This is a genomic window from Humibacillus xanthopallidus (assembly GCF_006717145.1).
Taxonomy (GTDB): Bacteria; Actinomycetota; Actinomycetes; order Actinomycetales; family Dermatophilaceae; genus Humibacillus; species Humibacillus xanthopallidus.
In genome coordinates this window covers 685,398-710,555 of sequence record NZ_VFQF01000002.1, presented here as the reverse complement: position 1 = coordinate 710,555, position 25,158 = coordinate 685,398, and the positions used below count along the sequence as shown (strand labels likewise).

Below are 25,158 nucleotides of genomic sequence, written 5' to 3'. Positions count from 1 at the left end.
CACACCGGCACCACCCACCCCGACACTCCTGAGGTCACGGGGCCACTCGACGGACACTCGAGTGGCCCCGTCATCACACCGGTACCCGGGCATCAGCGCGTGACGGTGTGCCTCTCGTCCGCAGCGCTCTCGCCGATCCTCACTCCGGCGTCCTGGCCGCCTGGGACGCGCACCGCACCTACCGTCGTCAGCACCGGGTGCAGGTCGTCGCCGTCACGCACCTCGCCTCCCCGCCACACGAAGGCGACGTCAGGGCCCTGGATCGTCGCCTCCGCGAGGCAGTTGTCGAACCATGGCCCGTCGGTGACCAGCCACGGGTAGGCCGGGTCGGGCACCCGCCTCGAGTGGCCGGCGACGAAGCGCATCGGTCGCACGAGGCTTCGGGCGAAGGCCGACATCATCACCCTGATCGCGCGCGGCATCGGGTTGCGGATCGGCGAGCAGACAGCCTGGACGATGCGTGAGCGTGCCCCGTGCCGCTCGGCGGCGTCCGTGACCTCCGCGAGGTAGGAGTTGTGGACGTCACCCGAGAGGAAGACGATCGTCGACGGGGCGCGGCCGCGGTTGCCCCGGGCCACGTCCATGACGATGTCGAACACCTCGGCGAAGCCCTCGTTGAACGCCGCCCAGTGCTCGAGGTCGATGCTCTGGCGGGCCCGCTCGGCAAGGGTCGCGACGAGGCGGCCGTGCGCGCCCTCCGCGAGCACCTCGTCGATGGCCTCGAGGTCGTGCAGGCCGGGGGGCAGCAGGAACGGCAGCGAGGTGCCGATGAGGAGGTGCTCGACGTCTCCGGTCAGCTGCTCGTCGAGCCAGGACATCTCGTCGGGGTCGAGCATCGAGCGGTGGTCGGGGTCGAGCACGCGGGCCGCCCTCGAGTCGACGACGACGAGCCGGCAGTCGCCGAGGTCACGCCGGTAGCTCCAGCGGTAGACCTCAGGGTGTCGGTCGACGCGGCGGGCCAGGTCGAAGATCGGCTCGGTGAGATCGACCTCGGCCGCCGCCAGCTCGGCCGCCGGCGTCTCGTCAGCACGCAGCTCGCCGGCCTGCTGCCCGTCGGGACCGGCCGTCTCGAGGAGCCGCGCGTAGACCACGTCCTGCGCCAGCTCGCTCGGCGGGAGGTTGCCGAGGTGCTGGTAGACCCAGTAGGACGACAGGCCGCCCATGAGGCGCTCGTGCCACCACGGGGTCTTGTTGATCTCCTCCTGCCAGGTCCACGACGTGTTCCAGTCGTCGCGGATGTCGTGGTCGTCGAAGATCATGCAGCTCGGCAGCGTCGAGAGCAGCCACCGGATCGCGTCGTCGCTCCAGGCGAGGCCGTAGAGGTGGGCGTACTCCTCGTAGTCCTTGATCTCCTCGCCCGGCGGCTGCGCGATGTCACGCCTCGCGGCGATGAAGGCCCGCATCTGCTCGGACGTCTCGTCGGCGTAGACCTGGTCGCCGATGAACGCCAGCAGGTCCGGCCACTCCGCCGCGCCGTCGGCGAGAGCGAGGGCGAGGGCCCGCAGCGCGTCGACACCGTTGCTGGCATTGCCTGCCCGGTCGTGCGACACGCTCGTGCGGCACGACCCGAAGAGCAGCCGGGTCGGCCTCGACCGGTCGATCGTGCGGATCCGCGGTGGTGGGAAGGCGTGGTCCACGGGCGGCCACACGGCGTCGTCACCGATGCGGACGGCATACGGCAGCTCGTCGCCGGGGGCGAGGCCGTCGACGACGACGAGGGCGTAGTGGTGCCCCTTGACGCTGAAGGTCGGCGCGCGCCACTCGCGGCCCCCGGCCTCGACGGTGACCACCGCGGCCTCGGCCGTCTCGACCCAGACGGTGGCGTCGGTCTCGCCGATGTAGCGCAGCATCGGCCCGAGGACGAGCGGACCGCGTGACCCGGCCATCAGAGGTGGCGGCCGAAGAAGTCGAGCGTGCGCGCCCAGGCGTCGCCGGCTGCCTCGGCGTCGTAGCGCGAGGGCGAGGTGTCGTTGAAGAAGGCGTGCCCCACGTCGTGGTACACGCGCGCCGTGTAGTCGACCCCGGCGTCGGCCATGCGCTGCTCGAGCTCGGGCACGCCGTCGGTGATGCCGTGGTCTTCCTCGCCGTAGAACGCGAGGACCGGGCAGCTGATGGTGGCCGGGTCGCCGGTCTCGGGGAAGCCTCCGTAGAACGCGACCGCGGCGCGGAGGCGGGGCTCGGCGAGCGCGAGCGCGTAGCTGTAGGAGCCGCCGAAGCAGAAGCCGACGACCCCGACCGAGCCCTCGACCCCGGGCTGCTCGAGGAGCAGGTCGACGACGGACCGCAGCGCCGGCACCGCCCAGGCGGCGAACTCCGGCGAGCGCGCACCCCCCATCGCCTCGCGCATGCGCGGCTGGGCCGCCGTGCGCGTCGCCTCGTCGGCCGACATCAGCTGCTGGAGCTCGGCGCCGACCTCGGGGGTGAGGCCGATGTGCCCGAGCAGGTCGGGAGCGACCGCGAGGTAGCCCTCCGCCGCGAAACGGTCGGCGACGTCCTTGATGTGGTCGGCCAGGCCCCAGATCTCCTGGATGACGACGACCGCCCCGCGCACCTCGCCGGGCGGGTCGGCGCGGTAGGCGGTCAGGTCATGCTGGGGCAGCTCGATCATCGTTCCCATCCCCCTGTCATACCAGCGCAGACTGAGGAGCGGCCCGCAGACGCGTGCACCGTTCCGACGCCACCTCGGCGACAATCACGACATGACGGCCGAGCCTCCCGACACCTGGCTCCGGGCGTATGCCGCCGCGCTGAGCAGTGGGGTCGGCCCCGGGTCGCCGGTGAGACGGGTCGCCACCCCGTCCGGTGCGCTCGTCGCCCACGTCGGCGATGTCGTGGTCAAGGTCCACCACCCGCGCACGGATGCCGCCGCGCTGTCACGTCGCCTCACGTCGTCGGCGCGGCTTGCAGCACGAGGGCTCGTCGTGGCCCCCTTGTCGACGAGTCCTGGGACAGAGCCGGCGAGCCACCGTCTCGTCACGGCCTGGCCCCGGGTCGACGTGCTGCACCCGGACGACGACGACCTGCCGTGGGCGGCCGCCGGGGCACTCCTCGCCCGCCTGCACCGGGCACCGGTGGACTCGGTGACCGCGCGGCTCGGCGTCCACGGTGGCGGCAAGAGGCTCGGCCGGGCGCTGGCGCGGGTGGCCGACCTGGCAGTCGGTGACGACGACCGGGACCTGCTGGCCACGGTTGGGGCGAGCCTCACCGTGCAGCTGCGCGAAGGCGCGCAAGAGCCGGGCTCTCGCCCCACAACCCTGGTCCACGGTGACTGGCACCTCGGCCAGCTGGCTCATGACGACGAGTGGCGGCTGCTCGACATCGACGACCTGGGTCTGGGCGACCCTGCTTGGGACCTCGGCCGGCCCGCCGGCTTCTGGGCCGCGGGGCTGCTCGACGACGACAGCTGGGGCACCTTCCTGGGCGCCTACCGCGCCACCGGAGGGCCCGGCATCCCCGGCGACGGCGACCCGTGGCCCCGCCTCGACCTTGCGGCCCGGTGCGCCGTCTTCGTCGCCGCGGTGCGCGAGCTCGGCGCCCAGCCGATGTCCAGCGGGATCTCAGTCTCGGCCCTGTTGCAGGCATGCAGGGGGATGTGAGGATGACCCCATGAGCCAGCAACCGCCGCCCTTCCCGCACCAGGACGCCACGGGCGCAGCCGCCTACCAGCCGCAGGGCTTCGTCTGCCCGAAGTGCCGGGGCACGATGCGCACCTATGACCGCAACGGGGTCCACGTCGAGCAGTGCGACCAGTGCCGGGGCATCTTCCTCGACTTCGGAGAGTTCGAGCACCTGTCGCAGCTGGAGTCCCGCTTCGTGGCCCACCCGCCGCCGCAGCAGTACGGCGGCCCGTCGTGGGGCAACCATGGCGGCAAGAAGTACCGCAAGAAGGGCATGGCCGGCCTCTTCTTCTCCAGCTGACCGGAGGCCCGACCCAGCCGCACACCTCGGGGGCTACGGCGCCGCGTATGCCGTGTGCTGGCGTCCCCGAGAGGCGCTGCCGTCGCGAGCGTGGACCCTTGACAGGCTAGGTGACCACCGTTGTCACGACCGACGTGACCGACGGCCGCGCCGGCGTCGACGAGAAGCCGAACCGGCACGGCGGGTCGACCGGCGCGAGCACCCCGAGCGGCTCGCCGTCGAACGAGCCGGCGAGGCTGGTGACGGCATGGAGGTCGGTCGCGCCGTAGTACTCCTTTCGACCCTCGAGGGCGGTGCCCCGAGTTCGCACGCCGCGCAGGGCAACCCGCGCGAACGGGTCCACGACGCAGGCCCATGCGCGGCTCGTGGCCACGCGGGACGGCACGAGCCGCAGGAGCCGGCCGAGCGGCATACGCCCGCCGACCGTGAGGTCGAGCACGAGCGACGGCGACTCGACGTGCCACCGCCCCTCCCCCGAGTTCACGGTGACCGGCTCGAGACGCACCTCGTCGAAGGCGTAGGTCGCCTCGATGAAGTCGGCCACCTCACGGCTCGGCGCGACGAGCACCCGGTGGCCTGAGGCCGTCTCGACCATGGCGTCGCCGAAGGACCCCAGCGGAGTCCGGTGCCACGACCCGACGACGACCCGGGTGCCAGAGTCGGAGCCGACCCCGGCGATCTGTCCGTGGAAACGCTGCGCCGGCACACGCCGAGCGTAGGTCAGCTCTGGACCAGCCCGGTCACTCGACCCTGTTCACCGTCTTGCCGATGCCCGCGATGATCGCCGAGTAGTCGTCGGTCGGCGACCCGCCGAGCACCGACCCCCAGGCCGGCACGAGCTCGGCGCCGTAGCGGTGGCCGTAGCCGTCGGGCGGGTCGTGGCCGACCGCCATGTCGGTCGTCAGCTGCCAGAAGGTGACGAACGGGATCCACGTGACGTCCGGGTTGACGTCGCGTCCGCGCGGCTCGCGGAGCCATTCCGGCTCCGCGCCGAGCAGCGCGGGGTTCCACCAGACGACCGGGTCGGAGGGGTGCTGGGCGTAGACGAAGCGAGGGAAGTCCCACGTGCCGTAGTCGCGGCCGTAGTAGTCGTGGGTCAGGCCGTCGGTGCCGGCGACGAAGCGGATGTGCCGCCCCGCGTCGACGACGGGCACGATCTCGGGCGAGCCCTCGTTGCGGCGGGCCGTCAGCTCCATCGCGATCCCGGTGAAGCTCGGCGTGCCGACCCAGACCCCGCCCTGCGCCTTGCGCAGCATGTCGGCGGCGTCCGTGAAGGCGGCCTGACCGCCGTACGAGCCGAGGGACTCCCCGCCGACGACGAGCTGGGGGCGCCGGTCCAGGGGGAGGGCGCTCCAGGCGGCATACACCGAGTCGAAGAGCGCCTTGCCGGCCTCGCGGGGGGTGTCGCGGTCGGTCATCATCGACAGGGCGCTCGGCAGGTAGGAGTACTGCATCGCCGCGATCGCGCTGTCACCGTTGCTGAGGTACTCGATCGACTGCGCCGACCAGTCGTCGACCCAGCCGGTGCCCGTCGTCGTGATGACGGCCAGCACCCGTCGGTCGAAGGCACCGGTGCGCCGAAGCTCGGCCACGACCGCGTCGGCCACCTGCTCGATGGACTCGTCGGGCGAGCGCCCTGCATAGACGCGGATGGGCTCGATCGCGTCGCGGCCGGTGGCCGCCGAGATCTGCGCGGGCGTCGGGGCGCTCGTGACGAACATCTGGCCCTGGTAGCCGAGGCTCGCATAGCTCTCGAGCGACCCCGGACCGCCCGAGCGCATCGGCGACGCCGGAGCCGCGCGCCCCACCGGTGGGCTCGAGTTCACTTGCGCCGCAATGCCGGCGAAGGCCTGCATGCCCCGGTGGAAGACGACGCTGTCGCTCACCCACGCCGTCGCGAGCACGACGACGACGATGGCGATCGCCGACGCGATCGTCTTGGGCAGCACGTGGCCGGCGGCCTCGGCGAGCCGGTGCGTCATGCCGCGCAACCCGCGCGCGAGGGCGATGAGGGCCGTGGTGATGGCGCCGGCCAGCAGGAGCGCGAGCACCCAGTCGAGCGGACTCAGCGGCGCGAGCCGCACGACAGCAGCCGTGCGGGCCTGCGAGCGCACGTTCGAGACGGTCACGGCGACGACGGCCACCGCGGCGAAGACGGGCGCGGCGACGAGGATCCAGTGACGCGCCTCCCCGCTGACCATGATCCGCAGGTCGATGATGCGGGCGAAGGTCCGCACCAGCCACGCGAGCACGACCCCGAGCGCATAGCCGGCCGCAGCGCACAGCCCGGTGATCATTCCCTGGTAGTACCAGGTGCGCGGCAGCAGGCTCGGTGAGATCGAGATGAGCACGTAGGCCGCGCCGAAGAAGACGCCCGTGCCCGAGACGTGCCACCACCGGCGACCGGTGCGCAGGTGGGCGGTGGTGACGGGCATACCTCCACGGTAGGTCCCCGGCGGCTGCCCTGACCTCAGGTTTCTCCCGGAGCGGGCCCTGAGAGCGCGGCGGGTGGCGGGGGTCATGATGGGCAGATGGCTGACGACCCCGCGCGACTGCACTCCTTCACCCGCGACGGCCTCACCTTCGAGGTCGACGACGCGGGGCCGATGGGCGGCGAGACTGTCGTACTGCTGCACGGCTTCCCGACGGACCGCACCTCGTGGCACCGCGTCGCCCCCCTGCTCCACGACGCCGGCCTGCGCACCCTGGCACCCGACCAGCGCGGCTACTCCGCGGGGGCGCGGCCACCCGGCCGGGCGGCATACCGCCTCGAGGAGCTGCTCGCCGACGTGCTCGCGCTGCTCGACGCGGCAGGAGTCCAGCGCGCGCACGTGGTCGGCCACGACTGGGGTGGCGCCGTCGCGTGGCTGCTGGCGGCGAACCACCCCGACCGCGTCGCGAGCGTCACGGTGCTCTCGACGGCGCACCCGGCCGCCCTCTCGCGGGCCCTGAGATCGGACCGCGGGCAGCAGCTGAAGTCGTGGTACATCTCGGCCTTCCAGGTGCCGTGGGTGCCCGAGCGGGTCTTCGCCGCCCTCTTCGCCTCCACCGTCGTTCGCAGCGGCATGCCCCTCGAGGACGCCCGGCGGTATGCCGCCCACCTCGCCCGCGCGGACGCGCTCACCGGGCCGATCGGCTGGTACCGCGCGACCGCCTCCTCGCACGTGCGCGCCCACCGGGTGTCGGTGCCGGCGACTCTCGTGTGGGGATCCGGCGACTCCTTCCTCGGCAGGACGGCGGCGGAGCTGACCCGCGAGCACGTGACCGGGCCCTACACGTTCGTCGAGCTCGACGACAACCACTGGCTGCCCGAGCGGCGGCCGCAGGAGTGCGCCGCCGCGGTCATCGCGCGGGTGCGTGACGCAGATGACGTCGATGCGGGGAAGAACGCCGCCCGCGGGTAGGTTGCAGGACCGTGAAGATCGACATCTGGTCCGACATCGTGTGCCCCTTCTGCTACCTCGGCAAGCGCCGGCTCGAGGCCGCCCTCGGCGCGTTCGAGCACCGCGACGACATCGAGGTCACGTGGCACAGCTTCGAGCTCGACCGGAGCGCGCCGGCCGTCTCGGACCTCCCGCTCGTTGACCTCGTGGCCGCGAAGTACGGCACGAGCCAGGAGCAGGCCATCGCCCAGCACCGCTCGATGGCCGCGGCTGCCGCCGAGCTCGGTCTCACGTTCAACTGGGAGCAGGCCCGCTACGGCAACACCTTCGACGCGCACCGCGTCGTGCACCTCGCCGCCGAGCACGGCCTCGCCGACCTCGCCCACGAGCGCCTCATGCGGGCCTACTTCACCGACGGGCTCGTCGTCGGTGACCGCGACACCCTCGTCGGGCTCGCGACCGAGATCGGGCTCGACGAGTCCGAGGTGCGCGCGATGCTCGAGTCCGACGACTTCGGCAACCACGTGCGCAGCGACGAGGCCACGGCCAAGATGCTCGGCATCGAGTCGGTGCCCTTCTACGTCTTCGACCGCAAGTACGGCGTCTCCGGCGCCCAGCCCGTCGAGGTCTTCACCCAGGCGCTCGAGACGGCGTGGTCGAACCGACACGAGCAGCCCGAGCCGGCCGCCGTCGGTGGCGGCTGCGGCGGGGCCTGTGGAGCCGACGGCTGCGGTGGGGGCGCCTGCGCCCGCTGAGGCCCCTACCGTGGGGGCATGGCCCACCCGGTGATGTTCGAGGACGCCGACCCCTACCTCGCCCGGCTGCGCGGGATCTGCCTCGCGCTGCCGGAGGCGCAGGAGAAGGTCTCGCACGGTCGGCCGAACTTCTTCACGAAGAAGGTCTTCGCCGGCTACGGCGCGGTGATCCGGGGCGACCACGACCCCGAGCCCTACGCCCGCTCCCTCGTCTTCCTGCCCGACCCCGCCGACCGGCCGGCCCTGCTCGCCGACGACCGCTTCTTCGAGCCGGCCTACCTCGGCCCCTACGGCTGGCTGGGCCTCGACTTCTCACCCGCGGGCTCGGCCGCACACGTGGCCTGGGACGAGGTGGCCGAGCTCGTCGACGCGTCCTACCGCCTCACCGCGCCCGCCCGGTTGGTGCGCCTGCTCGAGGGCGAGGGTTCGTGAGCGCCGGCGGGGGGCGGCCGGCGCCGCCGTGGCACAGCCAGGACGGGCACGTCGTGCGTCTCGAGTGGGGGCCTACGGGCGCCGAGGCCCTGACGCGGTATGCCGTCGCGTCGGGTGCCGCCGTGACCGCCGTCGTCGTCGACGTGCTGAGCTTCACGACCTGCGTGTCGGTGGCAGCTGATGCCGGCATCACCGTGCACCCGTACCGCTGGAAGGACGACTCGGCCGTCGCGCACGCGGAGCACCTCGGGGCTCGGCTCGCGGTGCCGAGATCAGCGTCACGCACGGCTTCGGCTGGTGGCCAGCCGGACGGCATACCGCCGATCAGCTTGTCTCCCAAGTCGATTCGTGAGGCAATCGGCGTCAGTGATCTCGTGCTGCCCTCGCCGAACGGCTCGACGATCAGCCACCTGCTCGCTGACGCGGGCGCCGAGGTGGTGGCGGTGTCGCTGCGCAACCGGGCGGCCGTCGCGCGATGGGTTGTGGGGCAGATGCAGGCGGGGCGCGGCCGGCAACCGGCGGTCGTCGTGGTGCCGTCAGGCGAGCGCTGGCCGGATGACTCGCTGCGCCCGGCCGTCGAGGACCTTTGGGGCGCAGGCGCTTTCGTCGCCTCGCTCGTCGAACGCCTCGAGCACCAGGCGGGCCCGCTGCTGCTCAGCCCCGAGGCGGGCGCGGCGATGGCGGCGTGGCTCGTCGTCGAGCACGACGTGCCGTCGGCACTGGCGGCGACGGCCAGCGGGCGCGAGCTGGTCGCGCAGGGCTGGCCCGACGACGTCGCGATCGCGGGCGAGCTCGACACGTCGACCGCCGTCCCGGTCCTGCGCGACGGAGCCTTCCGCCCCGCCTGAGGGCTACTGGCCCATCGCCGTCCAGAAGGCCGACGCGGCGCGCGAGCTGCGGCCCGTGCGGCGCTCTGACCAGTCGGCCGAGGTCATGAGGGCGGTGACGGCGTTGACGCCGAGCCAGCGCAGTGGCTCCGGCTCCCAGGCCCGCGACGCGCGCCCGGCCCACGGCAGCGAGGCGAGGTCGGCGGGGTCGTCGCCGCTGATCATCGCCGCGAGCGTGCGGCCCGCGAGCGCGGAGGTCGCCACCCCGTCACCGACGTAACCACCGGCGAAGGCCAGCCCGGTGTGCTTGTCGTGGCGCACCGACGGGAACCAGTCGCGCGGCACGCCGAGGTTGCCACCCCACGCGTGGGTGAAGGTGACGTCGCGCAGCACCGGGAAGAGCTCGACGAGGATCCGCCGCAGCATCGCGTGCACGCGGTCGTCGCGCTCGTAGGAGGGCGAGAGCCGCGAGGCGTAGTGGTACGGGGCGCCGCGCCCACCGAAGGCGATGCGGCCGTCGCGGGTGCGCTGGCCGTAGACGACGAGGTGCCGGTTGTCGGCGAAGGTCGTGCGCCGGTCGAGGCCGATCTGCTGCCAGATGTCGTCGCCCAGCGGCTCGGTCGCCGTCATGAGCGAGTAGACCGGGGCGATCGCCCGCCTGCGTCCCGCGACGGTCGGCGTGTATCCCTCGGTGGCGAGCACGACATGCTCGGCGCGGACGGTGCCGTGCGGCGTGACGACACGCCGGCTGCCCACGTCGACGGCCGAGGTGCGCTCGTAGATCGTGACGCCGCGACGCTCGACCGCCGCCGCCAGCCCGCGCACGAGCCGGGCGGGGTGGATCGCGGCGCAGTGCGGTGTCCACGAGCCGCCGAGCGAGTCGGAGACCCGGGCGAACTCGGCCACCTCGTGGGCGTCGAGCAGCCGGTGGTCGTCGGGCCCGAAGCCCCAGGAATGGAAGTCCGCGACCTCCGCCCGCACCCGTTCGAGCTGCGCCGGGTTGCGCGCGACCGAGAGGTAGCCGCCCTGGTCGAAGTGGCAGTCGATGCCCTCCTCCTCGGCGATGGCGCCGACGGAGGCGACCGTGTCGTGCAGCTCGTGCTGCATCCGCACGGCGGCGTCACGTCCTCGCTCGGCCGCCATCCGCTGGAGCGACGCCGGGAAGAGCGCCGAGCACCAGCCGCCGTTGCGGCCCGAGGCGCCGAAGCCCGCCACCTCGCGCTCGATCACCGCGACGCGCACCGCCGGGTCGGCGCGCACGAGGTGGTATGCCGTCCACAGCCCGGTGTAGCCCGCACCGACGACCGCGACGTCGACCTCGACGTCACGATCGAGCGACGGTCGGGGGGTGAAGTCGTCGTCCATCGTGTCGTGCCACAGACTCAGGCTTCGGTATCCGCTCGCAGGCATGCGGGCAGTATGCACCGCCTACCTGTCGTCGGGGAGGTGGGGGCGACACACAGTTTTCGGTGGAATGCAGTTCCATTGCCTACGGATTCCGAAGGTGAACGGCATTCGGCATACCCCTTCCGCGGAAGCCGCTGTCGAGGCAGGATGCCGCCATGACCTCCCTCGACCGATCCCGCCTGGCCCGGCTCCACGAGCGCGAGCGCGCCGCGTTCACGGCCGCCCGACCCCGCTCCCGCGAGCTCGCCGAGCGCGCGCGGGCCCACATGCCCGGCGGCGTCCCGATGAGCTGGATGGTCAAGTGGCCGGGCGACTTCCCGGTCTTCGTCGAGAGCGCCGCCGGAGCCCACTTCACCTGCGTCGACGGCATCGACCACGTCGACCTCTGCCTCGGTGACACGGGCGCGATGATGGGCCACTCCCCCGCGGCAACCGTCGACGCGGTGACCCGGCAGCTCTCCCGGGGCATCACGACGATGCTGCCGACCGAGGACGCCATCGCGGTCTCGACCGGGCTCGCCGAGCGCTTCGGGCTGCCCTACTGGCAGTTCACCCTCACCGCGACCGACGCCAACCGGCACGCGATCCGCTACGCCCGCCTGCTCACCGGCCGCTCGAAGGTCGTCGTGCACAACTGGTGCTACCACGGCTCGGTCGACGAGGCCTTCGCGACCCTGGGCGAGGGTGGCACGACGGTCGACCGGCCGAGCAACATCGGGGCCCCGGTGCCGACCTCCGAGACCACCCGGGTCGTGGAGTTCAACGACCTCGAGGCGCTCGAACGGGCCCTCGCCCACGGCGACGTCGCGGCGATCCTCGTCGAGCCGGCGCTGACCAACATCGGCATCGTCCTGCCCGACGAGGGCTACAACGAGGGGGTCCGTGAGCTCGCGACGCGCTACGGGGCGTTGCTCATCAACGACGAGACGCACACCATCTGCGCCGGGCCCGGCGGCTACACCCGCGCCCACGACCTGCACCCCGACCTGCTCGTCATCGGCAAGTCGATCGGCGGCGGCATCCCGTGCGGCACCTTCGGCTTCACGGCCGAGATCGCCGACCGGATCGCCTGCTCCGTCGAGCTCGAGGACATCGACGTGGGCGGCATCGGCGGCACGCTCGCCGGCAACGGCCTGTCGATGGCGGCGATGAAAGCGACCCTCGAGCAGGTCATGACCCCGGCCGCGTTCGAGCACATGGTGCCGCTCGCCGACGCCTGGGCCGACGGCGTGCAGGCCGGCATCGACGCGGTCGGCGCCGACTGGCACGTGACGCGGCTCGGCGCGCGGGCGGAGTACAACTTTTCGCACACCCCGTCGCACGACGGCCAGGAGGCGCACGACTCCGACGACTTCGAGCTCCAGCAGTACCTCCACCTCTACGCGCTGAATCGAGGGATCCTGCTGACGCCCTTCCACAACATGGCGCTCATGTGCCCCGACACGACCACCGCCGACGTCGATGCCCACAGCGCGATGTTCCGCGAGTGTGTCGAGGAGCTCTTTTCCTGACCTCAGCGGACCGGGGCGCCCCGCTCGATAGCCTTGCTACGACAGACACGAGCGCGGGAGGCACCATGAGCGAGAGCACCCACACCCACGATTCCACGGAGGGATCGGCCATCCCGACCCCTCGGCGGAGGCGCACCAAGCTCGGCATCGTCGGGGCCGGGGCGGTCGGGGCCACCCTCGCCTACGCCTCGCTCATGCGCGGGGCGGCCCAGACCGTCGCGCTCTACGACATCAACGGCGCCAAGGTGCGCGCCGAGGCGCTCGACCTCGCACACGGCATCCAGTTCATGCCGATGGCGAAGGTCGAGGGCTCCGACGACGTCGCAGTGCTCGCTGACAGCGACGTCATCGTCTTCACGGCGGGAGCCAAGCAGAAGCCCGGCCAGTCGCGCCTCGACCTCGCCGGCACGACGATCGGCATCGTCAAGACGATCCTGCCGCAGCTCGTCGAGGTCGCCCCGCACGCGGTGCACATCATGGTGACCAACCCCGTCGACGTCGTGACGTATGCCGCGCTCAAGGTCTCGGGACTGCCGCCCAACCAGCTCTTCGGGTCGGGCACCGTGCTCGACTCCTCGCGCCTGCGCTTCCTGCTCGCCGAGCACACGGGGGTGGCGGCGCAGAGCATCCACGCCTACGTCGTCGGCGAGCACGGCGACTCAGAGCTGCCGCTGTGGTCGTCGGCCTCGATCGGGTCGGTGCCGCTGCTCCAGTGGCGTGACGAGCACGGCGACCTCGCGCTCGACGAGGAGACCCGCGAGCGGATCGCGACCGACGTCGTGCAGTCGGCCTACCGCATCATCGAGGGCAAGGGCGCGACGAACTACGCCATCGGCCTCGCCGGCACGCGCGTGCTCGAGGCCGTCGTCAACGACGAGGGCCGCATCCTGCCGGTCTCGTCGCTGCTCGACGACTACTACGGCATCAGCGACGTGTGCCTCTCCGTGCCGGCGATCGTCCACGCCGGTGGCGTCGGGTCGCGCGTCGAGGTGCCGATGACCGACTCCGAGCTCGCCGGTCTGCGCTCCTCGGCCGACGCGGTGCGCGCGACCGCTCGGAACTTCGGCTTCTGACGGGACGCCCCGGCGGCGGTGCACCGGACGGAGGATGATGGCAGCGTGACCTCCTCTGCTGCCGAGACCTCCGGCCCGCAGGACGCGTCCGTCACGCCCCGCTCGACCTATCACCACGGCGACCTGCGCCGGGCCCTGCTCGAGGCGGGCACGGAGCTCGCCCGCGAGGGCGGCCCCGACAAGGTCATGCTCCGCGAGGCCACCCGCCGCGTGGGCGTCTCCGCCAACGCCGCCTACCGGCACTTCGCCGACCGCGACGCCCTCCTCGACGAGGTCGTCTCCATCGCCCAGGGCCTGGCTGCCGACGTCATCTGGGCGACCATCGAGGCCGTCCCCGCCCGTATGCCGTCCGGCGAGCGCGCGCGAGCCCGGTTCCGCGCCGTCGGGGTGGGCTACCTCCGCTTCGCGATGGACGAGCCGGGGCTGTTCCGCACCGCGTTCGCCGTGCCCGTCGACCTGCGCCGGGCCGGGTCGCCCGATGCCGCCGGAGCCTGCGGTCGCACCCCCTTTCAGCTGCTCAGCGACACCCTCGACGACATGGCCGAGGTCGGCGTCCTGCCAGCAGAGGAGCGCCCCGGCGCCGAGCTGCTCGCGTGGTCGGCCGTGCACGGCCTCGCGATGCTCGCCCTCGAGGGGCCGCTGCGCGACCTGCCGGCCGGTGCCGTCGGCGAGCTGGCCCCTCGCCTCGTGCGGATGGTCGACCTCGGCCTCGGCGTCACCGTTCCGAGCACGGCGAGCACGGCGAGCACGGGAGAGACCGAGCGACGGGCGTCCCCCGACGACGTCGCCGGGCCGCAGTGAGGGCAGCCGGCACCCGCGCCTAGAGTGCTCGGCGTGAGCACCGATGCCGTCGACCGCAAGACCGGACCCCAGGCCTTACCCGACCGCGAGGGCCTCGACGCCCTGACGCCCGCCTTCTACCGGCGCCTCGGCGACGACCTCTTCGAGCCGACCCTCCAGACCCAGGGCGCCTGGCGCGAGGACGAGCAGCACATGGGTCCCGTCAGCGGCATCCTCACCCATGCCATCGACAGGCACGAGCCGCGGGAGGGCATGCAGCTCGCCCGCATCAGCTTCGAGATCCTCGGTGTCATCCCGGCGCGCGCGAGCCGGGTCGAGGTGCGCACGACTCGACCCGGCCGCACCATCGAGCTCGTCGAGGCCACCCTCAGCGTCGATGACCGCGTCGCCGTGCGGGCCCAGGCGTGGCGGCTCGCCACCCACGACTCGGCGCCGGTGGGCGGGGTCGAGCTGGACGGCATACCGGGGCCTGACGAGCTGGTGCCCTGGGAGGGCGCGGACACGTGGCGCGGGGGCTACATCCGGGGGCTCGAGTTCCGCGTCGACCCGAACCGACGGCCGGGCCGCACGCTCGCGTGGATCCGCACGCCCAACGCGCTCGTCGATGGCGAGACCTGCTCTCCCACAGCGGATCTCGTGCGTCTCGTCGACACGGCCAACGGCATCGCCGTGCGCGTCTCGCCCGACGAGTGGATGTTCCCCAACGTCGACCTCGCCATCCACCTCTTCCGCGAGCCGGTGCGCGGCTGGGTCGGCTTCGACACCCGCGTCTCGATGGGCACGACCGGGCTCGGCCTCACGTCGACGACTCTGCACGACGAGCTCGGTCCCGTCGGGCGGGCCGAGCAGGTGCTCACGGTGAGGCGCCTGCCCGTCTGACAACCCGAACGCGGCCGCGAGGCGTCTGCATCTCGCCGGCCCACATCGCGCGCCGGATCGGGCTGCGGCTGCCACAATGGGCGCGCGCGCTCGAGCGCACCGACGCGGCCGGTCTCGTCGTGACGACAGGGGAGACATGAAGACGATCCACATGGGGCGCCGCAGCAGTGCCGTCGCGGCGGGGTTCGTCATCGCCGCGCTGGTCGCGACGCCGATGGCCTTCGCCGACGACACGGGCACGCCGTCACCCGCGACGTCGTTCGGCGCGAGCACGTCCACCGAGGACCCGAGCGCGACGACGACGGCCACCGGCACGGCCACGGACACGACGGCTCCCTCGACCACAGAGCCCACGACGACCCAGCCCACGACGACCGATTCGACGACGACCGATCCTGCGGCGACCACGACGTCCGTCCCGACGACCCCGGCGCCGCCACCCACGGTCATCGCGACCGCACCCACGCCCCTCGGCAGCCCGGTCGTGATGCGGGTCGGCGCCACCGGGTGGGGCGTCAAGGACCTCCAGTCACGCCTGCTCGTCGTCGGCCGGACCTCTGGCACCGTCGACGGGGTCTATGACGCCGGCGTCGCGTCGGCCCTCGGCTCCTTCCTGACGAGCAGCGGCCTGCCCGGCGACGGCAGGCAGCTCACCGCGCAGGCCCGCGAGGTGCTGCGGGCGCGATCCGCCTCGCCCGTCGTCATCCCCTCGACGAGCTCGGGCGGCACGGTCAAGGAGCTCCAGCTGCGCCTGCGGGCCAAGAGCCTGTGGCCCTACTCGATCTCGGGCACCTACAGCTGGACGCTCGGTCAGAAGGTCCTCGCCTTCCAGCGTGCCCAGAACCTGCCGCAGTCGGGTGTCGCCGACCGTCGCACGTGGAGCCGTCTCGTCGGGCTGACCTTCACGCCGGGCACGTTCGACCGCTACCGCTACGAGGCCGGCCTGCGGCCCCTGATGCCGACGCTCGCCTCGCTCGACTCCCGCTGCCGTACGGGTCGGGTGATGTGCGTCGACAAGGCCACCCGCACGCTGACCTGGGTCGTCTCGGGCAAGCCGACGATGGTCATGTGGGCACGGTTCGGCGGGCCGGGGCACGAGACGCGCGAGGGCACCTTCACGGTCTCGCGGCGCTACGAGTACGTCGTGTCCAACCTCTACTTCACGCCGATGCCCTACTCGATGTTCTTCTCCGGCGGCCAGGCCGTGCACTACTCGTCGAACTTCGCCCGCATCGGGTATGCCGGCGCGAGCCACGGGTGCGTCAACATCGGTGACTACGCCCAGATCAAGACGCTCTACTTCGCCTCGCGGCTGGGCGACAAGGTCGTCGTCCACCACTGACGCGAGCCGATCAGGCCCCGCCGAGATCCTGCGCCGGATCGTGGCGCGGGCCGGCCCTCCCCTACTCGACCTTCGCCTCGATCTGGGTGCCGAGCTCGATGGTGCGGCTGACGGTGCACCACTCGTCGTGCGAGCGCTGCACCAGCTTGGGCAGCATCTGACGCGCAGCGTCGCCGCCCTCACCCTCGGGGAAACGCACGCGGAAGCTCACGGTGATGTCCTGCAGGTGGTTGCCGTGCTCGTCCTTCACCTTGTCGGCCGTGACCTCGACCTCGAACGAGTCGGGCTCGGCCCTCCGCGTCGTCACCGTGTCGACGTCCACCGCCGTGCAGGCGGCGATGCCGGCGAGGAGCAGCTCAACCGGCGAGAGCTCGTCGGTGCCGGAGCTGACGGTCAGCGAGCCACCGCGGCGGTTGCGTGCCGTGTAGCGGCCCATGCTGTCGCGCGTCAGCGTGATGGAGCGGAGGTCGGGGGCGTCGGTGCTCATGGTGGCAGCCTCTCAGATCGCGGGGGACGTATGCCGTCCGGTCGCGCCCGCCGGACGGCATACCTCAGGTGGGTGGTGGCGGGTCAGCTCCAGGCGTCGGCCAGCAGCTCGAAGGAGCGCAGGCGGTCCTCGTGGTCGTGCGCACCGCAGGTGACGATGACCTCGTCGACGCCGGTCGCCTCGACGAAGCCCGAGAGGCCCTCGCGAACCTCGTCGGGCGTGCCGACGAGCGACACGCGGGTCATGTCCGAGACGGCCTGGCGCTCCGCCGGGGACCACTGCGCCATGAGGCCGGCGATGTCGCCCCTGGGCTCCGTGACTCCGGTGCGCCGACCGGTGACGATGCCGTGGAATCGCTGGAGCACGCTCGTGAAGAGCCGCTCGGCCTCGGCCGTGGTGTCGGCGACCATGACGTTGACGCCCGCCATCGTTCGCGGCGCGTCGAGACCGCCCGGCTCGGTCGAGGGCGTGAACCGAGAGCGGTAGACCTCGAGCGCGCTCATCAGCGCGGCCGGCGCGAAGTGCGACGCGAAGGAGTAGGGCAGGCCGAGCGCGGCCGCGACCTGGGCGCCGCCGTGGCTCGACCCGAGGATCCAGATCGGCACGTGGGTGCCCTCGCCGGGGATCGCGCGCACCTTGGCGTCGGGGTCGGGGTCGCCGAGGTAGCCGATGAGCTCCTCGACCTCACCGGCGAAGTTCATCGCGGCGGCCTCGTTGCGCCGCAGCGCGCGGGTCGTGAAGGGGTCGGTGCCCGGGGCGCGGCCGAGTCCGAGGTCGATGCGACCCGGGTGGATCGTCGCGAGCGTGCCGAACTGCTCGGCGACGACATACGGCGCGTGGTTGGGCAGCATGATGCCCCCGGCGCCGACTCGGATCGACTCGGTCTGGTCGGCCACGTGGCCGATGAGCACCGAGGTCGAGCTCGAGGCGACGCCCTGCATGTTGTGGTGCTCGGCCATCCAGTAGCGGCCGTAGCCCCACTTCTCGGCGTGCCGCGCGACGTCGACGGTCGCGGCGATCGCCTCACCGGCGGTGCCGCCCTCGAGGACGGGCACGAGGTCGAGGATGTTCAGCTGGGCGCGGGGACGGGTGCTCACCCCTGTGCCAACCCCACTCCCCCGGCCGTTCTTCCGCAACACACCGAGCAGTTGCCAGACCGACGAGGTATGCCGCGTGGACCTGACGACTGCTCGGTGTGTTGCGAAGGGGCCGGCCCGAGGGTGCGGGCTCTACTCTCAGGGGAGCTTGAGCAGGGCGATCTGGTCGTCGTGGTCGGGGCAGAAGGTCTGGATGCCCGCCGCCATCAGCTGCTTCGTGCGCAGCGCGTCGCCGGTGTTCGGCAGCGGCTTGTCGTCCTCGTCGACGGCCACCTCGTCGAGCGTCACTCCCCCCGTGCGCAGCACCCAGCACGTCGTCGTGCCGGTCTGGATGTCGTCGTCGACGGTCGCGCCCGTGACGGTGGCGCCGAGCTTCTCGGCAGCGAGCACGAACTTCGCCTCGTCGGCCGAGATCGTGGGCCGGGCGCTCGCGACGTCGGTTGGCAGGTCGCCGAGGGTGGGGTCGTCGCTGCTGCAGGCCCCGAGCGAGATCACGGCGAGCAGCACGGCAGCCCCGGCTGCAGCCCGTCGCCCGGCGTGCCGCAGGGGCGCGTCGGCCCGGGGAGGGTGGGGCTCTGCGTGACTCGGACGGACGGCATACGGCACGGTGGTGGTGGGCCTCATCGTTATCCTGAACGTGTGACGGACCCCGATCATCCCCTGTCGGAGGCGGAGCTCGGCGGCGACGAGCCGACCGGTCTGCGACTCGCCGGCGAGGCCCCGCTGGCCCGTGGGGCGGTCGTCGCCTCGCTGGCGGCGGTGATCTTCGGCTTCACCTTCGTTCCGCAGCTGCTCGGTCTCGCGCTCGCCGGGCTGAGCCTCGCCCGTCGCGAGCCCGGGGGCCGGCGCGGCGCCTGGATCGCGATCGCCGTCAGCCTCGTGCTGACGATCGTCTGGGCGGTCGTGCTCGGGCTCGTCCTCAAGTGGTGGGCGTCGAGCCTCACCTGAGCCGGCGGGCTACTGCGAGTAGGTCGAGAGGAACTTCTCGAGGCGGCCGATGGCGTCCTCGAGGTCCTCGACGCGCGGCAGGAAGACGAGCCGGAAGTGGTCGGGCGTCGGCCAGTTGAAGCCGGTGCCGTGCACGATGAGCAGCTTCTGCTCGCGCAGGAGGTCGAGCGCGAACTTCTCGTCGTTGACGAGCGGGTGCACCTTGGGGTCGAGGCGCGGGAAGAGGTAGAGCGCCCCCTGCGGCTTCGTCACGGACACCCCGGGGATCTCGTTGAGCATCTCCCACGCGACGTTGCGCTGCTCGAGCAGCCGGCCACCCGGCAGGATCAGCTCGTTGATCGACTGGTAGCCGCCGAGCGCCACCTGGATCGCGTGCTGGGCGGGCACGTTGGCGCAGAGGCGCATGTTGGCGAGGATGTCGAGACCCTCGATGTAGTTGCGCGCGTGCTCCTTGGGCCCGGTGATGGCGAGCCAGCCGGAGCGGAAGCCGGCGACCCGGTAGGCCTTGGACAGGCCGTTGAAGGTGAGACAGAGCAGGTCGGGCGCGACGGCCGCGACCGAGGTGTGCGTGGCGTTGTCGTAGAGGATCTTGTCGTAGATCTCGTCGGCCATGAGGATCAGCTCGTGCTCGCGAGCGACCTGTGCGATCGCCTCGAGCACCTCCCGCGGGTAGACGGCGCCCGTGGGGTTGTTGGGGTTGATGATGACGATGGCACGCGTGCGGTCGGTGACCTTGCTGCGGATGTCGTCGAGGTCGGGCGCCCAGCCCGCCTGCTCGTCGCAGACGTAGTGAACCGCGGTGCCGCCGGCGAGGCTCGCGGCCGCGGTCCACAGGGGGTAGTCCGGCGCGGGGATGAGCACCTCGTCGCCGTTGTCGAGCAGCCCCTGCATCGCCATGACGATGAGCTCGCTGACGCCGTTGCCGAGGTAGATGTCCTCCACCCCGACCGGTGGGAAGTCGCGCACCTCGTAGTGCTGCTTGACCGCGCGGCGGGCCGACAGGATGCCCTTGCTGTCGCTGTACCCCTGCGCCGTCGGCAGCTCCTGGATGACGTCGACGAGGATGTCCTCGGGCGCCTCGAAGCCGAACGGTGCCGGGTTGCCGATGTTGAGCTTGAGGATGCGGTGGCCCTCGTCCTCGAGCCGCTTGGCCTCGGCGAGCACGGGTCCGCGGATCTCGTAACAGACGTTTTGGAGCTTCCGGGACTGGGTGACCACGCGCATACGCCCCAGCGTGACACCCCGGTATGCCGCGAGCCCGGCAATTCCCAGCATGTGGCCTGTGGGGTGGGTCTCGCCCACGACCCGTGGCGTGGCGGTCAGCGACCGAGGCAGCCGATCGTGCTGCCGGGGCTGCGGCCGGCGACCGACCCGACGAGGCGGTCGAGGCCCGGGCCGCTGACGACGACCGTGAGGTCGCGGCCACCGCTGTCCTTCGTGAGGACGGCGAGCACGGCGGCGGCGTCGGAGGGGGCGGAGGTGGAGGTGGAGGGCTGCGTCCCCGAGCCCTTCTGCGCGGTCCAGCCCAGCTGGGTGAGGTAGCCGACGACCGCGGCGGCCTGCGGGCCGGTCGATGGCGGGTAGGTGCGCGTGATGACGCCGTCGGTCTCCTCGTGGCAGGGCGGGGACTCCCCGTGGCCGAGGGGCGTGAGGCTGCGGTCCATCACCTCGAACGTCGTCTCGAGGTCGTCCCACGCGGCGAGGTCGTCGGCGTGGCTGCGGGCGACCCACGCCCACAGGAGCAGGCCGAGCAAGGCAAGCACGCCCACGGTGAAGGCGGCGCCGGCCACGGTGGGTCGCCACCGGCCCTTCGCCCGCGGCGACCGCTCCGGGGCCTCGTCACTGAAGCCGAAGTCGGTCACGCAGCACAGTGTCGAGCACCAGCCGGACATGGACGGCTCGGTCGGCCAAGTGTCGCCAATCCGTGACCCGCCGGCGGCAACGAGCGGCACCGAGCGGCACGGAGTGGCCACTCGACTGGGGAGTGGCGGCATTTTGTGGCCACTCGACTGGGGGGTGGCGGCAGATTGTGGCCACTCGACTCGGGGGTGGCGGCATTTTGTGGCCACTCGACGCGGGAGTGGCGGCAGATTGTGGCCACTCGACGGGGTCAGTGGGTGATGGGTTCGTCGCCCCAGGCGAGGAGGCGCCAGCCCGCGTCGGGGTCGCCCTCCATCGTCACGACGTGCGTGTTGTCGAGACGGCGCTCCTGGAAGAAGTCGGCGGGCAGGCCGAGCCGCACCGTGCACCACGTGCGCATCGCCGCGCCGTGGCTGATGGCGACGGCCGAGGCGTGCCCGTCCGAGGCGATCTGCGCGACGGCCGCGTCGTAGCGGGCCATGAAGCCGACCCCGCTGTCGCCGCCGGGGATCGCGTGCGCCGGGTCGTCGCTCCACCGCACGACGGCGTCGACGTAGGGCTGCCAGTCGGTCGACATCTCGTAGTCGCCGGCCTGGATCTCGCGAAGTCCGGGCAGGACGACCATCTCCAGCCCGAGCCGCTCCGCGAGCGGGGCCGCCGTCTGCTGGGTGCGCACGAGGTCGGAGGTGTAGATCGCGCCGAGGTCCTCGCCGCCGAGCCGCTCGGCGAGCGCCCGGGCCTGCTCGCGGCCCGTGTCGGTGAGGTCGAGCCCGGGCACGGCGGTGTCGAGCTGCCGGGCGACGTTGGCGTGGGTCTGGCCGTGGCGCACGAGGAAGAAGCGCACGTCACTGGTCCTTCACGGTGACGCCGGTCAGGCACTCGACGCCGGTCGACGGGCCGCGCCAGAAGCCCTTCGCGGCGACGTCACCCTTCTCCCCCGGTGCCACGGTCACGTCGATCTCCTTGCCCGCCACGTCGGACGAGTCGGAGGTGCGCACGATGAAGACGGCGACGGTGAAGGTGTGCGGCACGGAGTCGGAGTTCTCGACCGTGCCGGTGAAGTTCCACGAGTCGCCGGTGGGCTTGCACGTCGAGGCGACGAGGCTCGTGGAGGCGTCGAAGAGGCCACCCTCCACCGGTGCCGTCGTGTCCGGCACGTCGACCGTCGGGGTGTCGCGCGCGATGGTCGGCTGGACCGGCACGCTGACGGTCGGGCCGATCCCGTCATCTGACCGCGTCGGCTGACCGCAGGCCCCGAGGGCCAGCGCGGACGCGAGCACCCCGGCGAGCACCCCGGCGAGCACCCCGGCGACGCGGAGCCGCGCGCGTGAGACGGATCGGGGCGCCGCGGCATACCCCTGCGGGTCTGCGGACCTGCTCACGGTCGGCTCCTCTCGTCACGCGGTGGTCGCCGGTGGCCACGTGTCGCAGACATTGTGCCCCGCGAGTTCAGGCGACGAGCGCCCGGGCGGCCAGCGCCGCGCCGATGATCGCGAGACCCCCGCCGACGGCGAGCGAGTCGGCCAGGCGCCAGGGCGCAGGCCCGGCCCAGGAGCGCCGGTGCGCCCCGGCGAAGCCCCGCGCGTCCATCGCGAGCGCGAGCCCGGCCGCCTGCCCGAGCGCGCCGACGAGCAGCCCGCCGGTGACCGCAACGGCCTCGGCCCCCCGGCGCACGAGGCCGTGATCAGCCCGTATGCCGCGCACACGCCTCGTCGTCATGAGCTCGGTCCACAGGTCGTCGAAGGACTGCAGGCGCTGGAGCGCCGCGGTCGCGGCGACGACGGGACGGGCGGGCAGGTGCACGCGCTGGGCGAGGTGGTCGCCGAGCCGCTCCGGGTCGATGAAGCCGACGACGAAGGCGGAGGGCACGATGAGGCAGAGCACGCGCAGGGCTGCCCCGGCGGCGATCTCGAGGTCACGCCCGCCCAGCAGCCACGCCGACCAGGCGACACCGGCGACGGCGACGACCGCGGGAGCGAGCCGGGCGAGGACCCCGCGCAGCCGGCCCTCCGGCCGGCGTCCCGGCCCCGGCGCGAGCAGCCCGACGAGCCCGAGCGTGAGCTCGACGGCGAGGACGAGCAGGCCCTGGCGCCACGACCCGAGCAGGGCGGGCAGCGGCAGCACGCAGAGCGCCGCGACGAGCAGGGCGAGCGGGCCGACCCGGGCGAGCAGGGGGCGACGCTCCGGCTCGGGGTCGGCGGCCGGCTGCGGCGGGCGGACGAGGGCGACCTCGTGGTCGGCGCGGTCGACGACGCCGGGGTCGTGGGTCGTGACGAGGACTCCGGCTCCTTCGCGTCGCGCCGCCTCGAGGGTGCCCATGACAGCAGCCCAGGTGAGGCGGTCCTGACCCACGGTCGGCTCGTCGGCCAGCACGAGGGCGGGCCCGTGCGCGATGGCCGACGCGACCGCGAGTCGGCGCTGCTCCCCGCCGGAGAGGTGACGCGGGTCGGTGTCGGCCAGGCGGGCCAGACCGAGCGTCGCGAGCAGCTCGTCGGCCCGGGTCTCGGCGTCGGATCCGTCGTGGCCGAGGGCACGGGCCGTCGTCAGCACGTCGTCGCGCACGGTGCGACCCACGACGGCTGTCGCCGCCCGTTGGGGCACCCAGGCCACGACCCGGGCGAGGTCGACCGAGGGCCAGCCGTGCGGCGGCCGGGGGCGCTCGCTCGACCCGCCGCTGCCCGGCAGGAGCGGTGCGGCGACGTCGACGTGTCCGGATGTGGGAGCGAGCAGACCGCCCACCGCGGCCATGAGGGTCGACTTGCCGGCACCGCTGGGCCCGGTCAGCGCCGTGAGCCGGCCAGCCGCGACCGAGAGGTCGGCGCCCGCCACGGCGGTCGTGCTGCGCGACGTGGAGCCGAGCCGCCGGCTGCGCCGTTCGACTCCCAGACCGGTGCCGGTGACGACCCGCTCACCGGGTGCGACGACGCCTGCCGACGCCAGCGGCATTGGTGTCAGTGCTACCGCGAGTGGCTGCGGCTCTGGGGCGCCCGGCACCCAGATGCCTTGTCGCACGAGCGAATCGGCGTGCTCGGCCAGCACGTCGTGAGGGGCGTCGTCGGCGACGACGCGGCCGTCGCCGTCGAGCACGACGAGGCGGTCGACGAGGTCGAGCCACCCCGTGAGCCGGTGCTCGACGACGACCAGCGTCAGCCCGCGGCGCTCGACGACGTCGGCCACGACCGCCCGCACGCCGGCCGCGGTGTCGGCGTCGAGCATCGCGGTCGGTTCGTCGAGGAGGAGCAGCCGCGGCTCCATGACGAGCGCCCCGGCGAGGGCGAGGCGCTGGGCCTCGCCCCCGCTGAGGGTCGCGGGTGAGGAGTCGGGCGGCAGGTCGAGGCCCACCTCCGCGAGCGCAGCTGCGACCCGTGCGGGCATGGCGTCGCGGGCCACGCCGACGTTCTCGAGGCCGAAGGCGACGTCGCGGCCGATCGACGAGGCGACGACGCCGGCTCCCGGGTCCTGCAGCACGAGCCCCACCGAGCCGGCCCGGCGCTCGGGCTCGCCGTCGAGGGTGACCTCGCCGGCGAGCTCGCCCGAGTCCGCGGTCAGCAGCAGCCCGGCCAGGGCTCGGAGCAGGGTCGACTTGCCCGATCCGCTCGGGCCGGCGAGCAGCACGCGCTCGCCGGCCGCGATGCGCAGGTCGAGACCGTGCAGCACCGGACGAGCCCGACCGTAGGGACGCCACGACAGGCCCGACACCTCGACGCCGGCTCCCCGCGGGGCAGCGCCCGATGGCCGACCCGGTGGGTCGACCAGGTCTGCCGCGTCGGCCGGGGCCCGCTCGGTCACGTCGGTCTCAGACGGCCGCGCGCTCGCGAGCCTCCTGGCCGGGTGGGAAGGCGGCGAGCGCCCCCGCGTTCGCGAGCAGCTTCGTCAACCCGACGGCGAGCAGCGACCCGAAGATCGCCACCGACCCGCCGAGCAGGAAGAGGTAGGCGATCTTGTAGCCGAAGCCCCAGTCGGTCCAGTAGGAGTACCACTCGTAGACGGCCTCGAAGGCACCGCCGAGGAAGCCGCCGATGAGCAGCGGGGCCCAGCTGTAGACGGCATACCCGAAGAGGGCGAAGCCGAGCTCGACGCCGAGCCCCTGCACGAGCCCGGAGACGAGGGTCGTCAGACCCCACTGGGTGCCGATGAGCGCCGACACGATCGCGGCGAGCAGCTCGGTGAAGACGGCCGCGCCGGGCCGCCGGATGACGAGCATCCCGACGATGCCGGCGACGAGCCAGGGCCAGGCGAAGAGGGCGCTGAGCGGCGGGAAGCCCGCCGACACCGCCGTGGCCGGGGCCTCGTAGGCGAGGCCCCACGCCCAGTAGGCGACGCCGAACGCGACGCCGAGGAAGGCACAGGTGAGCAGGTCGATGGTGCGCCAGCGGGTCAGAGGGCCGCTGGCGGTGATGGTGGTGGACATGACGATCTCCCGGGTTCCGATGGATAC

26 protein-coding genes are annotated in these 25,158 nt (G+C 72.8%); 12 read left to right on the top strand and 14 right to left on the bottom strand.

Annotation, left to right across the window (positions count from 1 at the left end):
* Positions 1-92: 92 nt before the first annotated feature.
* A complete protein-coding gene (locus FHX52_RS14090) occupies positions 93-1,886 on the bottom strand; it encodes a DUF7800 domain-containing protein (RefSeq protein ID WP_141822985.1) in 1,794 nt (597 codons plus the stop codon).
* A complete protein-coding gene (locus FHX52_RS14085) occupies positions 1,886-2,617 on the bottom strand; it encodes a dienelactone hydrolase family protein (protein WP_141822984.1) in 732 nt (243 codons plus the stop codon). Before FHX52_RS14085 ends, FHX52_RS14090 begins: the two co-directional genes overlap by 1 nt.
* An 82-nt stretch (positions 2,618-2,699) precedes the next feature.
* On the opposite strand from FHX52_RS14085, the gene FHX52_RS14080 reads away from it, so the two are divergent.
* Positions 2,700-3,596, top strand: coding sequence for a phosphotransferase (locus FHX52_RS14080; RefSeq protein WP_141822983.1), 897 nt, complete (start codon positions 2,700-2,702; stop codon positions 3,594-3,596).
* Between the two features lie 10 nt (positions 3,597-3,606).
* Positions 3,607-3,918: a TFIIB-type zinc ribbon-containing protein gene (locus FHX52_RS14075; RefSeq protein ID WP_141822982.1), complete on the top strand. Its 312-nt coding sequence runs from the start codon at positions 3,607-3,609 to the stop codon at positions 3,916-3,918.
* Positions 3,919-4,024: 106 nt separating this feature from the next.
* Here FHX52_RS14075 and FHX52_RS14070 read toward each other — a convergent pair whose 3' ends face one another.
* Both FHX52_RS14070 and FHX52_RS14065 read right to left on the bottom strand, forming a co-directional pair.
* Entirely contained in the window at positions 4,025-4,624 is a 600-nt protein-coding gene (locus FHX52_RS14070; protein WP_141822981.1) for a hypothetical protein, read from the bottom strand.
* A gap of 34 nt (positions 4,625-4,658) precedes the next feature.
* Positions 4,659-6,353, bottom strand: a complete 1,695-nt coding sequence (locus FHX52_RS14065) for an alpha/beta hydrolase (RefSeq protein WP_141822980.1) — start codon at positions 6,351-6,353, stop codon at positions 4,659-4,661.
* A 96-nt stretch (positions 6,354-6,449) separates the two neighbouring features.
* On the opposite strand from FHX52_RS14065, the gene FHX52_RS14060 reads away from it, so the two are divergent.
* From FHX52_RS14060 to FHX52_RS14045, 4 genes are read left to right on the top strand one after another with little or no spacing between them, the layout of a single operon-like run.
* A complete protein-coding gene (locus tag FHX52_RS14060; RefSeq protein ID WP_141822979.1) occupies positions 6,450-7,322 on the top strand; it encodes an alpha/beta fold hydrolase in 873 nt (290 codons plus the stop codon).
* Between the two features lie 11 nt (positions 7,323-7,333).
* On the top strand, positions 7,334-8,056 hold the full coding sequence (locus FHX52_RS14055) for a DsbA family oxidoreductase (protein WP_141822978.1): 723 nt from the start codon (positions 7,334-7,336) through the stop codon (positions 8,054-8,056).
* Positions 8,057-8,074: 18 nt separating this feature from the next.
* Complete coding sequence (locus FHX52_RS14050; RefSeq protein ID WP_141822977.1) at positions 8,075-8,488, top strand: MmcQ/YjbR family DNA-binding protein; 414 nt, start codon at positions 8,075-8,077, stop codon at positions 8,486-8,488.
* A complete protein-coding gene (locus FHX52_RS14045; RefSeq protein ID WP_141822976.1) occupies positions 8,485-9,336 on the top strand; it encodes a 2-phosphosulfolactate phosphatase in 852 nt (283 codons plus the stop codon). The genes FHX52_RS14050 and FHX52_RS14045 overlap by 4 nt, the downstream gene beginning before the upstream one ends.
* Before the next feature lie 3 nt (positions 9,337-9,339).
* On the opposite strand, the gene FHX52_RS14040 is transcribed toward FHX52_RS14045, so the two are convergent.
* Positions 9,340-10,725: an NAD(P)/FAD-dependent oxidoreductase gene (locus tag FHX52_RS14040; protein ID WP_141822975.1), complete on the bottom strand. Its 1,386-nt coding sequence runs from the start codon at positions 10,723-10,725 to the stop codon at positions 9,340-9,342.
* Positions 10,726-10,877: 152 nt separating this feature from the next.
* Here FHX52_RS14040 and FHX52_RS14035 point away from each other — a divergent pair, with 152 nt between their 5' ends.
* The 5 genes from FHX52_RS14035 (at position 10,878) to FHX52_RS14015 (ending at position 16,328) form a co-directional block, all read left to right on the top strand.
* Entirely contained in the window at positions 10,878-12,233 is a 1,356-nt protein-coding gene (locus FHX52_RS14035; RefSeq protein ID WP_141822974.1) for an aspartate aminotransferase family protein, read from the top strand.
* 65 nt (positions 12,234-12,298) lie between these two features.
* Positions 12,299-13,306 (top strand): L-lactate dehydrogenase, encoded by a 1,008-nt coding sequence (locus FHX52_RS14030; protein WP_141822973.1) that lies wholly within the window; start codon positions 12,299-12,301, stop codon positions 13,304-13,306.
* A 45-nt stretch (positions 13,307-13,351) separates the two neighbouring features.
* Positions 13,352-14,107 (top strand): TetR/AcrR family transcriptional regulator, encoded by a 756-nt coding sequence (locus FHX52_RS14025; protein WP_141822972.1) that lies wholly within the window; start codon positions 13,352-13,354, stop codon positions 14,105-14,107.
* A 102-nt stretch (positions 14,108-14,209) separates the two neighbouring features.
* Entirely contained in the window at positions 14,210-14,986 is a 777-nt protein-coding gene (locus FHX52_RS14020) for a thioesterase family protein (RefSeq protein ID WP_141823707.1), read from the top strand.
* 136 nt (positions 14,987-15,122) lie between these two features.
* A complete protein-coding gene (locus tag FHX52_RS14015) occupies positions 15,123-16,328 on the top strand; it encodes a L,D-transpeptidase family protein (RefSeq protein ID WP_141822971.1) in 1,206 nt (401 codons plus the stop codon).
* A 61-nt stretch (positions 16,329-16,389) separates the two neighbouring features.
* On the opposite strand, the gene FHX52_RS14010 is transcribed toward FHX52_RS14015, so the two are convergent.
* The 3 genes from FHX52_RS14010 to FHX52_RS14000 all read right to left on the bottom strand — a co-directional run bounded on the left by FHX52_RS14010 (position 16,390) and on the right by FHX52_RS14000 (position 18,536).
* Positions 16,390-16,815 (bottom strand): OsmC family protein, encoded by a 426-nt coding sequence (locus tag FHX52_RS14010; protein ID WP_141822970.1) that lies wholly within the window; start codon positions 16,813-16,815, stop codon positions 16,390-16,392.
* 83 nt (positions 16,816-16,898) lie between these two features.
* Positions 16,899-17,912: an LLM class flavin-dependent oxidoreductase gene (locus tag FHX52_RS14005; RefSeq protein ID WP_246069970.1), complete on the bottom strand. Its 1,014-nt coding sequence runs from the start codon at positions 17,910-17,912 to the stop codon at positions 16,899-16,901.
* A gap of 138 nt (positions 17,913-18,050) precedes the next feature.
* Positions 18,051-18,536 (bottom strand): DUF732 domain-containing protein, encoded by a 486-nt coding sequence (locus FHX52_RS14000; protein WP_185747289.1) that lies wholly within the window; start codon positions 18,534-18,536, stop codon positions 18,051-18,053.
* Between the two features lie 15 nt (positions 18,537-18,551).
* On the opposite strand from FHX52_RS14000, the gene FHX52_RS13995 reads away from it, so the two are divergent.
* On the top strand, positions 18,552-18,860 hold the full coding sequence (locus FHX52_RS13995; RefSeq protein WP_141822968.1) for a hypothetical protein: 309 nt from the start codon (positions 18,552-18,554) through the stop codon (positions 18,858-18,860).
* Positions 18,861-18,869: 9 nt separating this feature from the next.
* Here the strand turns inward: FHX52_RS13995 and FHX52_RS13990 are convergent, their stop codons facing one another.
* From FHX52_RS13990 to FHX52_RS13965, 6 genes are all read right to left on the bottom strand, one after another.
* Complete coding sequence (locus tag FHX52_RS13990) at positions 18,870-20,084, bottom strand: pyridoxal phosphate-dependent aminotransferase (protein ID WP_141823705.1); 1,215 nt, start codon at positions 20,082-20,084, stop codon at positions 18,870-18,872.
* Positions 20,085-20,179: 95 nt separating this feature from the next.
* On the bottom strand, positions 20,180-20,722 hold the full coding sequence (locus FHX52_RS13985; protein ID WP_141822967.1) for a hypothetical protein: 543 nt from the start codon (positions 20,720-20,722) through the stop codon (positions 20,180-20,182).
* Positions 20,723-20,970: 248 nt separating this feature from the next.
* Complete coding sequence (locus tag FHX52_RS13980) at positions 20,971-21,564, bottom strand: histidine phosphatase family protein (protein ID WP_141822966.1); 594 nt, start codon at positions 21,562-21,564, stop codon at positions 20,971-20,973.
* Position 21,565: 1 nt separating this feature from the next.
* The gene (locus tag FHX52_RS13975; protein ID WP_141822965.1) at positions 21,566-22,102 is read right to left on the bottom strand and encodes a hypothetical protein; all 537 of its coding nucleotides are present in this window, start codon (positions 22,100-22,102) and stop codon (positions 21,566-21,568) included.
* Between the two features lie 67 nt (positions 22,103-22,169).
* Positions 22,170-24,509, bottom strand: a complete 2,340-nt coding sequence (locus tag FHX52_RS13970) for an ATP-binding cassette domain-containing protein (protein ID WP_246069969.1) — start codon at positions 24,507-24,509, stop codon at positions 22,170-22,172.
* Positions 24,510-24,516: 7 nt separating this feature from the next.
* Entirely contained in the window at positions 24,517-25,131 is a 615-nt protein-coding gene (locus tag FHX52_RS13965; RefSeq protein ID WP_141822964.1) for an ECF transporter S component, read from the bottom strand.
* Positions 25,132-25,158: the final 27 nt, after the last annotated feature.

What these genes read in the sequence shown, in the direction of transcription:
- FHX52_RS14090 (WP_141822985.1), bottom strand. Translation starts at nt 1,886, where the DNA reads ATGGCCGGGTCACGCGGTCCGCTCGTCCTCGGGCCGATGCTGCGCTAC.
- FHX52_RS14030 (WP_141822973.1), top strand. Translation starts at nt 12,299, where the DNA reads ATGAGCGAGAGCACCCACACCCACGATTCCACGGAGGGATCGGCCATC.
- FHX52_RS13965 (WP_141822964.1), bottom strand. Translation starts at nt 25,131, where the DNA reads ATGTCCACCACCATCACCGCCAGCGGCCCTCTGACCCGCTGGCGCACC.
- FHX52_RS14080 (WP_141822983.1), top strand. Translation starts at nt 2,700, where the DNA reads ATGACGGCCGAGCCTCCCGACACCTGGCTCCGGGCGTATGCCGCCGCG.
- FHX52_RS14015 (WP_141822971.1), top strand. Translation starts at nt 15,123, where the DNA reads ATGAAGACGATCCACATGGGGCGCCGCAGCAGTGCCGTCGCGGCGGGG.
- FHX52_RS13990 (WP_141823705.1), bottom strand. Translation starts at nt 20,084, where the DNA reads ATGCGCGTGGTCACCCAGTCCCGGAAGCTCCAAAACGTCTGTTACGAG.
- FHX52_RS14040 (WP_141822975.1), bottom strand. Translation starts at nt 10,725, where the DNA reads ATGCCTGCGAGCGGATACCGAAGCCTGAGTCTGTGGCACGACACGATG.
- FHX52_RS14065 (WP_141822980.1), bottom strand. Translation starts at nt 6,353, where the DNA reads ATGCCCGTCACCACCGCCCACCTGCGCACCGGTCGCCGGTGGTGGCAC.
- FHX52_RS14010 (WP_141822970.1), bottom strand. Translation starts at nt 16,815, where the DNA reads ATGAGCACCGACGCCCCCGACCTCCGCTCCATCACGCTGACGCGCGAC.
- FHX52_RS14035 (WP_141822974.1), top strand. Translation starts at nt 10,878, where the DNA reads ATGACCTCCCTCGACCGATCCCGCCTGGCCCGGCTCCACGAGCGCGAG.
- FHX52_RS14060 (WP_141822979.1), top strand. Translation starts at nt 6,450, where the DNA reads ATGGCTGACGACCCCGCGCGACTGCACTCCTTCACCCGCGACGGCCTC.
- FHX52_RS14085 (WP_141822984.1), bottom strand. Translation starts at nt 2,617, where the DNA reads ATGGGAACGATGATCGAGCTGCCCCAGCATGACCTGACCGCCTACCGC.
- FHX52_RS14000 (WP_185747289.1), bottom strand. Translation starts at nt 18,536, where the DNA reads ATGAGGCCCACCACCACCGTGCCGTATGCCGTCCGTCCGAGTCACGCA.
- FHX52_RS14050 (WP_141822977.1), top strand. Translation starts at nt 8,075, where the DNA reads ATGGCCCACCCGGTGATGTTCGAGGACGCCGACCCCTACCTCGCCCGG.
- FHX52_RS14075 (WP_141822982.1), top strand. Translation starts at nt 3,607, where the DNA reads ATGAGCCAGCAACCGCCGCCCTTCCCGCACCAGGACGCCACGGGCGCA.